Consider the following 12,880-nt stretch of genomic DNA (forward strand, 5'->3'; position numbering starts at 1 on the left):
ATGTATAGGGAGGTGACAAGCAATGAGCAAAAAAGTGGAGAATATAGGTAATCAGTATACATCGCAAGAAAATAAGAAAAAGCAACGTCAAAAAATGAAGATGCGTGTTGTTCGAAGAAGAATTACCGTTTTTGGCGGTATACTTTTGGCAATTATACTGATTTTATTAGTATTGCTTGTCATTCAAAGACATAGTAACGATCAAGATGCGGTGGAACGAAAACACAAAGAAGCACAATTTCAAAAGCAACAAGATGAGGAAATTGCATTAAAAGAAAAATTAAACAACCTTAACGATAAAGATTACATCGAAAAAGTTGCTAGAGATGATTATTATTTAAGTAATAAAGGCGAAGTTATTTTTAGATTACCAGGTGATAATAAATCCTCTAAATCTAAATCATCCGACGATGACGATAATTAGAGCAATAAAATAATCTGATTATAGCATTGTTAAATTACGCGAACAGGAATATAATAAGGATAAAATCGAATCTAACCAGGAGGATTTATTTAGAATATGTCAATCGAAGTAGGAAACAAACTTAAAGGTAAAGTTACAGGTATCAAGAAATTTGGTGCATTTGTAGAATTACCTGAAGGAAAAAGTGGTTTAGTTCATATCAGTGAAGTGGCTGATAATTATGTTGAGAATGTCGAAGACCACTTATCAGTTGGTGACGAAGTTGAAGTAAAAGTATTATCAATTGCTGATGACGGTAAAATTAGTCTATCGATTAAAAAAGCTAAAGATCGTCCTCGTAAACCTCACCACAATAATAAATCTAATCATGGGAGACCAGCTCAAAAAACTGAAGACTTTGAGAAGAAATTAAGTAACTTCTTAAAAGACAGTGAAGATAAATTAACTTCTATTAAACGTCAAACAGAGTCTCGTCGTGGCGGTAAAGGCTCAAGACGTTAAGATATAAATAGATTGAACAACCATCAATGTTACATCTTCTGTGAGATGTCGAATTAAGAACAATGTGCGATGGCAATGATATAGAAAATAGTCGATGGTTAAACATGTAGCACTCTTACGGGGTGGGATGATGAATTCAAATATAACACTTTTGAATTCTCTCCTACTCCTATTTTATTTTTTAGATAAGAGAGGTGAGACGATGAAGTTAAATACGCAAGGATGGGACAACGATGCACATATCATTGTGGCAGTTTCAACTGGCATTGATAGCATGACATTATTACATAGTTTATTAAACCAGTACCGTGATACCTATAAAACATTGACCTGTGTACATGTTAATCATGGATTACGAGCGCAATCAGTTGAAGAAGAAATATTTTTAAACGAGTATTGTCAAAAAAATCAAATTAAATTATATGTTAAACATCTCGACTTATCTAAAATAGTTGATAAAGGAAATAGTATTCAAAATGAAGCGCGTCGATTGCGGTATCAGTGGTTTGGAGAAGTCATTCGTGATTTAAATGCAGATGTATTACTTACAGCGCATCATCTTGATGACCAACTTGAAACGATTCTTTATAGGGTGCTGAGTGGACGTTCAACTAGAAGCTCATTAGGAATGTCTGATATCTCGAACTATGAAGATTACCTTGTGTGTCGTCCTTTACTGAACATTTACAAAAAAGACATCATTAAATACCAAGAAAAGTATCATGTTCCATATTTTGAAGATAGTTCTAATCAAGATACGAAATATGTTAGAAATGATATACGACAACGGATTATCCCAAGTATTGATAACAATCCGTTTCTTGATTCCCATCACTTGTTAAAGTTAAAGGAATGGCACGACAATGAACTACAATTGTTAAAAGAACATGCGCGTTACTTTGTCGCTCACTTTGTTTCTAAAAATGATAGCGCCACGGGGTATACATTTTCAAGGGAAGCATTTAACCGACTTAATCCTAATGTTAAAACAACTGTGATGGATCAATTATTAGAGGATATAGTGACCCATTCAACTATTTCACAAAAAACGTATGACGAGTGGTTCCAACAAATCCAAAATGACAAATCTCAATTTCATATCGATATTACAGATAAATGGATAATTCAAATTGCATATGATACATTAATAATAATGGCTAAATTAGAAGACAATATATATATAAAGCAAAATATTATGATAGACCGGCCAGGACTATATCAATTTAACGACTATGATATATGTATTAAGGAACACTTACCTCAGACGTCTTACCATCTTAAAGTTCGTGCGAGACGTAATGGAGATATGTTCAAATTAAACGGGAGAAATGGACATAAAAAAGTGAGTCGTTTATTCATAGATCAAAAAATTCCTGCAATTGAACGGGAACAAATGCCAATAGTACTAACCCATTTAAATGAAATAGTAGCAATAGGCGAATTATATGTTCATGAGCAGTTTAAAGATTTAATTATGATTAAAAAAATGATGGAGATGAATGATAATGCATAATGATTTAAAGAATGTTTTGTTAACTGAAGAAGACATTCAAAACATTTGTAAAGAATTAGGAGCGAAAATTACTGAGGACTATAAAGACCGTCCTCTAGTGTGTGTAGGTATTCTTAAAGGTTCAGTTATGTTTATGGCGGACCTTATCAAACGAATTGATACACACTTATCAATCGACTTTATGGATGTTTCAAGCTACCATGGTGGTACAGAATCAACAGGAGAAGTTCAAATTTTAAAGGATTTAGGTTCCTCTATAGAAAATAAAGATGTACTCATTATTGAAGATATTTTAGAAACAGGAACAACTTTAAAATCAATTACTGAATTGCTACAATCTCGTAAAGTAAGTTCTTTAGAAATTGTGACTTTATTGGATAAACCTAATCGACGTAAAGCTGACATTGAAGCAAAATATGTTGGTAAGAAAATTCCTGATGAATTTGTTGTAGGTTATGGTTTAGATTATGGGGAATTATATAGAAATCTACCATACATTGGTACTTTAAAACCTGAGGTTTACTCTAAATAGATTTCATTTAAATATATGACTTATTTATGAAGCGTATGTTACAACTATCCGTACGAGTTAATGTAGTGAAGACTCGATTTATATGTGATAAGCTTTTTTATCAAATTAACTAACGATAAACATGACGATAAATGAATGATTTAGATAGCATAATTAAAGAAATATATAGTTGAAATTGACTAAAATTGAACAATCAATACGAAAGTTGAAATACTAGCCTGTGTAAGAAGTATTGTGTTACAATTTTTGTTAGTTTTATTATTGGAAGTAGGAGGAAATGACGCATGCAGAAAGCTTTTCGCAATGTGCTAGTTATCGCAATTATAGGCGTTATTATATTTGGTCTATTTTCGTTCTTAAATGGTAACGGAAAAACACCAAAACAGCTTACATACACTCAATTTGTTAATAAGTTGGATAAAGGCGACTTAAAATCATTAGAAATCCAACCTGAACAAAATGTCTATATGGTAAGTGGTAAAACTAAAAATGATGAAGACTATTCATCAACAATTTTATATAACAATGAAAAAGACTTACAAAAGATCACTGATACAGCTAAGAAACAAGATGGTCTAAAATTTAAAGTTAAAGAAGAAGAAAAACAAAGTGTCTTTGTTAGTATTTTATCAACACTGATTCCAGTATTAATCATTGCATTATTATTTATTTTCTTCCTTAGCCAAGCCCAAGGTGGTGGCGGCGGAGGTCGTATGATGAACTTTGGTAAATCCAAAGCAAAAATGTACGATAGTAACAAACGTCGCGTTCGTTTCTCAGATGTTGCAGGTGCTGACGAAGAGAAACAAGAATTAATCGAAATTGTAGATTTCTTAAAAGATAATAAGAAATTTAAGCAAATGGGATCTCGAATTCCTAAAGGTGTTTTACTTGTAGGACCTCCAGGTACCGGTAAAACTTTATTAGCACGTGCAGTTGCAGGGGAAGCTGGCGCACCATTCTTCTCTATTAGTGGTTCTGACTTCGTAGAGATGTTTGTCGGTGTCGGTGCAAGCCGTGTTCGTGATTTATTCGAAAATGCTAAGAAAAATGCACCATGTATTATTTTCATTGACGAAATTGATGCAGTAGGACGTCAACGTGGTGCTGGTGTTGGTGGCGGTCATGACGAACGTGAACAAACACTTAACCAATTATTAGTTGAAATGGATGGTTTCGGTGAAAATGAAGGTATTATCATGATTGCTGCAACTAACCGTCCAGATATCTTGGACCCAGCGTTATTACGTCCAGGTCGTTTCGACAGACAAATTCAAGTTGGTCGTCCGGACGTTAAAGGCCGTGAAGCCATTCTTCATGTACACTCTAAAAATAAACCACTTGATGAAACAGTAGACTTAAAAGCCATTTCACAAAGAACGCCAGGTTTTTCAGGTGCGGATTTAGAAAACTTACTTAACGAGGCTTCATTAATTGCTGCACGTGAAGGTAAAAATAAAATCGATATGCGTGATATAGAAGAGGCAACTGACCGAGTTATAGCCGGTCCAGCTAAGAAATCTCGAGTTATTTCTGAAAAAGAACGTAATATCGTTGCGCATCACGAAGCAGGACATACTATTATTGGTATGGTTCTTGATGAAGCTGAGGTCGTGCACAAAGTAACTATTGTCCCTCGTGGACAAGCTGGTGGTTACGCGATGATGTTACCTAAACAAGATCGTTTCTTAATGACTGAGCCAGAGTTACTTGATAAAATTTGTGGTTTACTTGGTGGACGTGTTTCTGAAGATATTAACTTCGGTGAAGTATCGACAGGTGCTTCCAATGACTTTGAACGTGCAACTCAAATTGCAAGATCAATGGTTACTGAATATGGTATGAGTAAGAAACTTGGACCGTTACAATTCTCTAGTAGCGGTGGTGGCCAAGTATTCCTTGGTAAAGATATGCAAGGAGAGCCTAACTATTCTGGACAAATTGCATACGAAATTGATAAAGAAGTGCAACGTATTGTTAAAGAACAATATGAACGTTGTAAACAAATCTTGTTAGAACATCAAGAACAACTTAAACTTATCGCTAAGACATTGCTTACTGAAGAAACGTTAGTTGCAGAACAAATACGTGCATTGTTCTATGACGGTGAATTACCTGAAGTAGATTATGATGCAGCTAAAGTTGTTAAAGATGAAGACACAGATTATAGTGACGGAAAATATGGTAAATCTTACGATGATATTCGTAAAGAACAGCTAGATGAAGGCGACGAGAAAGAAAAAGAAGATCGTAAAGAAAATCGTGATATCGAGCACGAAAGACGTCGACAACATAATGAAGACCACGATTATAAAGGTCAAGAGTCTGATCAAGACTCTGATTCTGATGTAACTGGTCATGAGCAGTCACCAAACATCGATAAACCATATGATCCAAATAATCCAGATAATAGACATTAATTAAGTTAAATGAAGTCTCTTTCTACTCGTTCTTTGAAGAAGTAGGAAGAGACTTTTTTAGTGTGATACGTAGTTTATTGTAGAAATATATTAATATCAGTTTATGAGTTTATTATTTCAATAAGTTGCGAATGTCTGCTTTTCATATTATTAAATGTGTATTGAATTGATGTGCATTTTTCAAAATTGAGCAACACATTTCATATTACTAACCAACATATGTATAATAGCTACTCAGTAACGAATTAAAATGATTAAAATGAATGATAATAGATTAAAAATTAAAAGGAGAATGACTGATGACACATGATTATATCGTAAGAGGATTGGCTTATGACGGTGAAATTAGAGCTTACGCTGCAACTACAACTGAATCTGTGCAAGAAGCCCAAACAAGACACTATACATGGCCAACTGCTTCAGCAGCAATGGGACGTACGATGACTGCTACGGTAATGATGGGAGCAATGTTAAAAGGAGACCAAAAATTAACTGTAACGGTTGATGGTCAAGGACCAATTGGAAGAATCATAGCTGATGCCGATGCAAAAGGTAATGTACGTGCATATGTAGACCATCCACAGACGCACTTCCCTTTAAACGGACAAGGTAAATTAGATGTTAGACGTGCAGTAGGTACTAATGGTTCAATCCAGGTAGTTAAAGATGTAGGTATGAAAGATTATTTCTCTGGGGCGAGTCCAATTGTTTCTGGTGAACTAGGAGATGACTTTACGTACTACTATGCAACAAGTGAACAAACGCCATCTTCAGTAGGTTTAGGTGTATTAGTGAACCCTGATAACTCAATTAAAGCTGCAGGTGGATTTATTATACAAGTTATGCCTGGTGCTAAAGATGAAACTGTTACAAAATTAGAAAATGCTATTAATGAAATGGAACCTGTATCTAAATTAATCGAACAAGGTTTAACTCCGGAAGGTATTCTTAATGAGATTTTAGGAGAAGATAACGTTCAAATTTTAGATACGACAACAGCACAATTTGAATGTAACTGTAGTCATGAGAAATTCTTAAACGCTATTAAAGGGCTAGGTGAAGCAGAAGTACAAAGCATGATTGATGAGGATCATGGAGCTGAAGCTGTGTGTCATTTCTGTGGAAATAAATACCAATATACTGAAAGTGAATTAGAAGATTTGTTAACAGCGATGAAATAATTCTGTATTGAATAAGTATGATTAAGTATTAAAATTATATAAAATTAGGCGAGGAGATAGTTAAACTGTAAAGATTGTTCGTGAATGTGTCGTTTTTAAACATATATTAAGGTGGCGCTTATAGTACAATTTGGTGCAACTGTCTCCTAACGTTTAATTTGATTTCTTCAGGGAAAAATTCTAATGTATATGTTGAATATAGTTTTTTATTGAGAACAAGACAATTTTGTTTCTCTTTTTAGAAAATTCTGATAGAATATATCTATATCCGATAGGAAAACTAAGTTTTAATATTTATATAACAAAAAGGAGTGTTCTTAATGGCACAAAAACCCGTAGATAACGTTACACAAATTATTGGTAACACACCTGTAGTTAAATTAAGAAACGTAGTTGATGAAGATGCGGCAGATATTTATGTAAAATTAGAATATCAAAACCCGGGCGGTTCAGTAAAAGACCGTATTGCACTAGCAATGATTGAAAAAGCTGAACGTGAGGGCAAAATTCAACCTGGCGATACTATTGTAGAACCAACAAGTGGTAACACTGGAATTGGTTTAGCTTTCGTATGTGCAGCTAAAGGTTACAATGCTGTTTTCACAATGCCTGAAACAATGAGCCAAGAACGTCGTAACTTATTAAAAGCTTATGGTGCAGAACTTGTATTAACACCAGGGTCTGAAGCGATGAAAGGTGCTATTAAAAAAGCTAAAGAGCTTAAAGAAGAACACGGTTATTTCGAACCACAACAATTCGAAAACCTTGCAAACCCTGAAATTCATGAACTTACAACTGGTCCTGAACTTGTAGATCAATTCGAAGGTAAACAAATTGATGCATTCTTAGCAGGTGTAGGTACTGGTGGTACTTTATCTGGTGTTGGTAAAGTCTTAAGAAAAGAATACCCTAATGTTGAAATCGTTGCGATTGAACCAGAAGCTTCACCAGTATTAAGTGGTGGAGAACCAGGTCCACATAAATTACAAGGTTTAGGTGCTGGTTTCGTACCTGACACATTAAATACAGATATTTACGATAGCATTATTAAAGTTGGAAATGATACTGCGATGGATATGGCACGTCGTGTTGCTAAAGAAGAAGGTATCTTAGCAGGTATTTCTTCTGGAGCTGCAATATACACAGCAATCCAAAAAGCAAAAGAACTAGGTAAAGGTAAAACAGTTGTAACAGTCTTACCAAGTAATGGTGAGCGTTACCTATCTACGCCTTTATACTCATTTGATGACTAAGATTTAATATTTGAATATATAGTAAGCTTTGCAAACGAAGATGTTGGTAAAGGTACTTTAAAAGTCGAGGTGTACAAAACTTTGGCTTTTAAGTCTCCTTTGATCCACATCTTCGTTTTTTATATTGTTAATTTTGTTGTTCTATAACACTGTTTTATCTTTCTAAATAAAAAATGTGCTCAAAATGTATGATAATGAATGATATGATTAATAGTAAATTGTGTAAGTAGTTTGATTTGAATTTTCAAGAATAATAAGTTTTTATACATAACTTTGAAAAGAATTTCAATATAGAAAAGGTGAAACACATGACTAAAACAAAAATTATGGGCATACTTAACGTCACGCCTGATTCTTTCTCAGATGGAGGTAAATTTAATTCAGTAGACAAAGCTACTAAACGAGTAAAAGAAATGATTGATGAGGGTGTTGATATCATTGATATTGGTGGCGTGTCGACACGACCTGGTTATGAAGAAGTATCTTTGGAAGAAGAAATGGAAAGAGTTATTCCAGTTGTTAAAGCACTAGTACAATATGATATACAACTTTCAATTGATACATTTCGAAGCGAGGTTGCTGAAGCATGTCTCAAACTAGGTGCTACAATGATTAATGATCAATGGGCAGGTTTGTATGATCCCAAAATTTTTAAAGTTGTAGCTGAATATGGTGCTGAAATCGTTTTAATGCATAATGGGGACGGTCGAAGAGAAGACCCCGTCGTAGATGAAATGCTTACGTCACTTCTTGCTCAAGCTAATAAAGCTGAAATGGCAGGTATCCCACAAGAAAAAATTTGGTTGGATCCAGGGATTGGTTTTGCTAAAACACGCGATGAAGAAAATGAAGTGATGGCTCGTTTAGATGAACTGGTAGCAACTGAATATCCCATTTTATTGGCAACAAGCCGTAAAAGGTTTATTAAAGAAATGATTGGAACAGATACAACGCCATTAGAGAGAGATGAGGCCACAGGAGCAACAACTGCCTATGGTATAATGAAAGGTGTTAAAGCTGTTCGAGTTCATAACGTTCAGTTGAATGCGCGGTTAGCTCATAGTATGGATTTTTTAAAGGAGAATGAACATGAACGACATAATCTTTCTTAACGGTATGCGTTTTTATGGATATCATGGGGTGTTACCATCAGAAAATGAAATTGGTCAAATATTTATTGTAGATGTTACGTTGAAGGTCGACTTAAAAGATGCTGGTCAATCAGATGATGTTGCAGATACTGTAAATTATGGCGAAGTGTTTGAAGAAGTTAAATCAATTGTTGAAGGTAAGCCATCTAGATTGATTGAACATCTAGCTGAACGTATTGCAAAACGTATAAATTCACACTATAATCGTGTAATGGAAACGAAAGTTAAAATCACTAAAGAAAGTCCACCCATTCCCGGACATTATGATGGTGTAGGAATTGAAATAGTGAGGGAGAATTGCTAAATGGTTAAAGCGTTTTTAGGTTTAGGAAGTAATATTGGAGAACGTGAAACGCAACTTAAAGAAGCTATAAGGATTTTAAATCGTTTTGATAATATTAAAGTGACTCAAATCTCTGATATTTATGAAACTGAACCAGTGGGATACACTAATCAACCGAACTTTTTAAATTTATGTGTTGAAATAGATACAACATTAGATCCTCAATCTTTACTATCATGTTGCTTAAAAACAGAACAACAACTCCATCGAGTAAGAGTTAAACGTTGGGGGCCAAGAACTTTAGATGTAGATATATTATTATATGAAGATCAAATTATCGAAGAAGATAATTTATCGGTACCACATCCGAGGATGAATGAACGTTCGTTTGTGCTTATTCCTTTAAATGATATTGCTTCGAATCAAATAGAACCTCGTACCCATCTAACTATTGGCAATTTAGTAACCGCAGACGATACTGTTAAAAAGTATAATAAGTGATCAGCAATAAAAACAAATATTTAATTTTTAGAGAAGTTGAAATAAAAGCATAAATTGCTTTATTACATTTACAACGTCTTGTAGAATTAAAAAGTGAGAAGATTGGCGTTGTGGAAATGATAAACCAAGATTGATGATATCTTATTGGTTTTAAAGATAAAGTTCATATAGCTTTAGATGAATCTAAAACCGAATAAGTATTTTATATGACTAACAAAATTTCTATCAAGAACGCATGGAACAATCCATAATTTAAACAATAAGCTTAAAGGAGAGAAAGTTATGTCAGAAGAAATGAATGACCAAATGCAGGTCCGTCGTCAAAAACTACAAGAATTAATAGATTTAGGAATAGATCCGTTCGGTCATCGTTTTGATCGTAGTGCTACTTCTAACGAGTTAAAAGAGCAATGGGATCAATTTTCAAAAGAAGAATTACATGAAAAAGAGGACGAAAGTCACGTTGCAATTGCAGGTCGTTTAATGACAAAACGCGGTAAAGGTAAAGCAGGATTTGCACATATCCAAGATTTAGAAGGTCAAATTCAAATTTACGTAAGAAAAGACCAAGTTGGAGAAGAACAATTTGATATTTGGAAAATTGCTGACTTAGGTGACATTGTTGGAATCGAAGGTGTTATGTTTAAAACTAATACTGGTGAAATCTCAGTTAAGGCTAAGTCATTTACATTATTATCTAAATCATTACGTCCTTTACCAGATAAGTTCCATGGACTACAAGATATTGAACAAAGATATCGTCAACGTTATTTAGATTTAATAACAAACGAAGATAGTACACGTACATTTATTAATCGCAGTAAAATTATTCAAGAAATGCGTAATTATTTAAATAAACAAGGTTTCTTAGAAGTAGAAACACCTATGATGCATCAAATTGCTGGAGGTGCGGCTGCACGTCCATTTGTTACCCACCATAACGCATTAGATGCTACGTTATATATGCGTATAGCTATTGAATTACACCTAAAACGCTTAATCGTCGGTGGTCTTGAAAAAGTATACGAAATTGGCCGTGTATTCCGTAATGAAGGCGTATCTACACGTCATAATCCAGAATTCACAATGATAGAATTATATGAAGCCTACGCTGATTATCATGATATTATGGATTTAACTGAGAACATGGTTAGACATATTGCTCAAGAGGTCTTTGGTTCAGCTAAAGTTTCTTATAATGATGAAGAAATAGATTTAGAGTCTTCTTGGAGAAGACTTCACATTGTTGATGCAGTTAAAGAAGCCACTGGCGTGAATTTCTATGATGTTAAAACTGATGAGGAAGCGGTAAGCTTAGCTAAAGAACATGGTATTGAGATTACTGAAAATATGAAATATGGTCATATTTTAAATGAATTCTTCGAACAAAAAGTTGAGGAAACGTTAATTCAACCTACATTCATTTATGGCCATCCAATTGAAATCTCTCCATTAGCTAAAAAGAATCCAGAAGATCCTAGGTTTACTGATCGATTTGAACTATTTATAGTGGGAAGAGAACATGCGAATGCTTTCACTGAATTAAATGACCCAATCGATCAACGTGAACGTTTCGAAGCACAACTTGTCGAGAAAGAACAAGGTAACGATGAAGCGCATGAGATGGATGAAGATTATATTGAGGCGTTAGAATATGGTATGCCTCCTACAGGTGGATTAGGTATCGGTATCGATCGTTTGGTAATGTTACTAACAGATTCACCTTCTATCAGAGATGTACTATTATTCCCTTATATGAGACAGAAATAATTTTCTAGTCTAGTACTATTTGCATCAATCATCTATATGGTGGTTGATGCTTTTTTTGTATTTAAAATGCTTTGTTATTGAGGGTGAAAAGTCTATCAATTTGATAAATCTATAATGTATGTAAGGCGTGCTATATAAAAAATTTCCATTACTAAGAAATATTATTATCATTTTTTTAGGGGAAAGTAGTGATTTTTCACAATAAAATATACAAATGGATTTTAAAAATGCAAATATTATCATAGATTTAGTCTTTAGCTTATGGTAGAATATTACGAGTGAAATAAGTCAGGTGCATTTAAGAAATATAGATTAAAAACGATTGAAAAAAGTTCTATAAAAGTGTTGACTTGTTTATTTAAATGAAGTAACATATAAAAGTCGTCAAAAACGAGGACGCATGTTATGAAATTGTAAATGAAATTTTAACAAAGTGTAAAATTGACCGTTGCAAAGTCATTTACAAGTGTGTATCATATATAAAGTAAGTTAATTTTGTCTGGTGACAATAGCAAGGAGGTCACACCTGTTTCCATGCCGAACACAGAAGTTAAGCTCCTTAGCGCCGATGGTAGTCGGGCTTACGTCCCGCTAGAGTAGGACGTTGCCAGGCAATATTTGAAATAGGAGAATTAGCTCAGCTGGGAGAGCATCTGCCTTACAAGCAGAGGGTCGGCGGTTCGAACCCGTCATTCTCCACCATGATAGCCGGCCTAGCTCAATTGGTAGAGCAACTGACTTGTAATCAGTAGGTTGGGGGTTCAAGTCCTCTGGCCGGCACCATCTTTTGAGCCATTAGCTCAGTTGGTAGAGCATCTGACTTTTAATCAGAGGGTCAGAGGTTCGAATCCTCTATGGCTCATTACGATTTTATTTATATGCGGAAGTAGTTCAGTGGTAGAACACCACCTTGCCAAGGTGGGGGTCGCGGGTTCGAATCCCGTCTTCCGCTCCATTATTTTGCCGGGGTGGCGGAACTGGCAGACGCACAGGACTTAAAATCCTGCGGTGAGAGATCACCGTACCGGTTCGATTCCGGTCCTCGGCACCATCTTAATAAAGCGCCCGTAGCTCAACTGGATAGAGCGTTTGACTACGGATCAAGAGGTTATGGGTTCGACTCCTATCGGGCGCGCCATTTTATTATGATTATTAACTACATACGGGAAGTAGCTCAGCTTGGTAGAGCACTTGGTTTGGGACCAAGGGGTCGCAGGTTCGAATCCTGTCTTCCCGACTTCTTTCTAAATTTATGGGGGCTTAGCTCAGCTGGGAGAGCGCCTGCTTTGCACGCAGGAGGTCAGCGGTTCGATCCCGCTAGTCTCCACCATTTATAATTATTCATTATAAT

General features: G+C 34.9%; 11 protein-coding genes, 8 tRNA genes and 1 rRNA gene. All 20 read left to right on the forward strand.

Annotated elements, in window-relative coordinates; all coding sequences use genetic code 11:
- Positions 1-22: 22 nt before the first annotated feature.
- The 20 genes from divIC to CM54_RS12060 all read left to right on the forward strand — a co-directional run bounded on the left by divIC (position 23) and on the right by CM54_RS12060 (position 12,859).
- On the forward strand, positions 23-424 hold the full coding sequence (gene divIC / locus CM54_RS11965) for a cell division protein DivIC (protein ID WP_002436818.1): 402 nt from the start codon (positions 23-25) through the stop codon (positions 422-424).
- A gap of 96 nt (positions 425-520) precedes the next feature.
- A complete protein-coding gene (locus CM54_RS11970) occupies positions 521-925 on the forward strand; it encodes a S1 domain-containing RNA-binding protein (protein ID WP_002436830.1) in 405 nt (134 codons plus the stop codon).
- A 202-nt stretch (positions 926-1,127) separates the two neighbouring features.
- A complete protein-coding gene (gene tilS, locus CM54_RS11975) occupies positions 1,128-2,438 on the forward strand; it encodes a tRNA lysidine(34) synthetase TilS (protein WP_037551460.1) in 1,311 nt (436 codons plus the stop codon).
- Entirely contained in the window at positions 2,431-2,970 is a 540-nt protein-coding gene (gene hpt / locus CM54_RS11980) for a hypoxanthine phosphoribosyltransferase (RefSeq protein ID WP_002436810.1), read from the forward strand. Before tilS ends, hpt begins: the two co-directional genes overlap by 8 nt.
- Before the next feature lie 284 nt (positions 2,971-3,254).
- A complete protein-coding gene (gene ftsH, locus CM54_RS11985; RefSeq protein WP_002436841.1) occupies positions 3,255-5,390 on the forward strand; it encodes an ATP-dependent zinc metalloprotease FtsH in 2,136 nt (711 codons plus the stop codon).
- A 299-nt stretch (positions 5,391-5,689) separates the two neighbouring features.
- Positions 5,690-6,571, forward strand: a complete 882-nt coding sequence (gene hslO, locus CM54_RS11990; RefSeq protein WP_002436823.1) for an Hsp33 family molecular chaperone HslO — start codon at positions 5,690-5,692, stop codon at positions 6,569-6,571.
- A 320-nt stretch (positions 6,572-6,891) separates the two neighbouring features.
- On the forward strand, positions 6,892-7,824 hold the full coding sequence (gene cysK / locus CM54_RS11995; RefSeq protein ID WP_037551456.1) for a cysteine synthase A: 933 nt from the start codon (positions 6,892-6,894) through the stop codon (positions 7,822-7,824).
- 308 nt (positions 7,825-8,132) lie between these two features.
- Positions 8,133-8,936 carry a dihydropteroate synthase gene (folP, locus tag CM54_RS12000; protein WP_023350803.1) on the forward strand — a complete coding sequence of 268 codons (804 nt, stop codon included), beginning with the start codon at positions 8,133-8,135 and terminating at the stop codon, positions 8,934-8,936.
- A complete protein-coding gene (gene folB, locus CM54_RS12005; RefSeq protein ID WP_002436772.1) occupies positions 8,914-9,279 on the forward strand; it encodes a dihydroneopterin aldolase in 366 nt (121 codons plus the stop codon). The genes folP and folB overlap by 23 nt, the downstream gene beginning before the upstream one ends.
- Positions 9,280-9,759: a 2-amino-4-hydroxy-6-hydroxymethyldihydropteridine diphosphokinase gene (gene folK, locus CM54_RS12010; protein WP_002436837.1), complete on the forward strand. Its 480-nt coding sequence runs from the start codon at positions 9,280-9,282 to the stop codon at positions 9,757-9,759.
- 282 nt (positions 9,760-10,041) lie between these two features.
- The gene (lysS, locus tag CM54_RS12015) at positions 10,042-11,529 is read left to right on the forward strand and encodes a lysine--tRNA ligase (RefSeq protein ID WP_037551458.1); all 1,488 of its coding nucleotides are present in this window, start codon (positions 10,042-10,044) and stop codon (positions 11,527-11,529) included.
- Between the two features lie 498 nt (positions 11,530-12,027).
- Positions 12,028-12,142 (forward strand): 5S ribosomal RNA (gene rrf / locus CM54_RS12020).
- 13 nt (positions 12,143-12,155) lie between these two features.
- Positions 12,156-12,231: transfer RNA gene (locus tag CM54_RS12025), tRNA-Val, on the forward strand.
- Positions 12,232-12,236: 5 nt separating this feature from the next.
- Positions 12,237-12,312 (forward strand) — tRNA-Thr (locus tag CM54_RS12030).
- A gap of 6 nt (positions 12,313-12,318) precedes the next feature.
- A tRNA-Lys gene (locus CM54_RS12035) sits at positions 12,319-12,391 on the forward strand.
- Positions 12,392-12,409: 18 nt separating this feature from the next.
- A tRNA-Gly gene (locus CM54_RS12040) sits at positions 12,410-12,484 on the forward strand.
- A 7-nt stretch (positions 12,485-12,491) separates the two neighbouring features.
- Positions 12,492-12,580, forward strand: a tRNA-Leu gene (locus CM54_RS12045).
- A gap of 10 nt (positions 12,581-12,590) precedes the next feature.
- Positions 12,591-12,667 (forward strand) — tRNA-Arg (locus tag CM54_RS12050).
- A 25-nt stretch (positions 12,668-12,692) separates the two neighbouring features.
- Positions 12,693-12,766: transfer RNA gene (locus tag CM54_RS12055), tRNA-Pro, on the forward strand.
- A 17-nt stretch (positions 12,767-12,783) separates the two neighbouring features.
- A tRNA-Ala gene (locus tag CM54_RS12060) sits at positions 12,784-12,859 on the forward strand.
- Positions 12,860-12,880 lie beyond the last annotated feature (21 nt).

The organism is Staphylococcus sp. TE8 (genome assembly GCF_000692055.1).
In the GTDB taxonomy this organism is placed as follows: Bacteria; Bacillota; Bacilli; order Staphylococcales; family Staphylococcaceae; genus Staphylococcus; species Staphylococcus capitis.

What these genes read in the sequence shown, in the direction of transcription:
- cysK (WP_037551456.1), top strand. Translation starts at nt 6,892, where the DNA reads ATGGCACAAAAACCCGTAGATAACGTTACACAAATTATTGGTAACACA.
- hpt (WP_002436810.1), top strand. Translation starts at nt 2,431, where the DNA reads ATGCATAATGATTTAAAGAATGTTTTGTTAACTGAAGAAGACATTCAA.
- ftsH (WP_002436841.1), top strand. Translation starts at nt 3,255, where the DNA reads ATGCAGAAAGCTTTTCGCAATGTGCTAGTTATCGCAATTATAGGCGTT.
- folP (WP_023350803.1), top strand. Translation starts at nt 8,133, where the DNA reads ATGACTAAAACAAAAATTATGGGCATACTTAACGTCACGCCTGATTCT.
- divIC (WP_002436818.1), top strand. Translation starts at nt 23, where the DNA reads ATGAGCAAAAAAGTGGAGAATATAGGTAATCAGTATACATCGCAAGAA.
- hslO (WP_002436823.1), top strand. Translation starts at nt 5,690, where the DNA reads ATGACACATGATTATATCGTAAGAGGATTGGCTTATGACGGTGAAATT.
- folK (WP_002436837.1), top strand. Translation starts at nt 9,280, where the DNA reads ATGGTTAAAGCGTTTTTAGGTTTAGGAAGTAATATTGGAGAACGTGAA.
- lysS (WP_037551458.1), top strand. Translation starts at nt 10,042, where the DNA reads ATGTCAGAAGAAATGAATGACCAAATGCAGGTCCGTCGTCAAAAACTA.
- CM54_RS11970 (WP_002436830.1), top strand. Translation starts at nt 521, where the DNA reads ATGTCAATCGAAGTAGGAAACAAACTTAAAGGTAAAGTTACAGGTATC.
- tilS (WP_037551460.1), top strand. Translation starts at nt 1,128, where the DNA reads ATGAAGTTAAATACGCAAGGATGGGACAACGATGCACATATCATTGTG.
- folB (WP_002436772.1), top strand. Translation starts at nt 8,914, where the DNA reads ATGAACGACATAATCTTTCTTAACGGTATGCGTTTTTATGGATATCAT.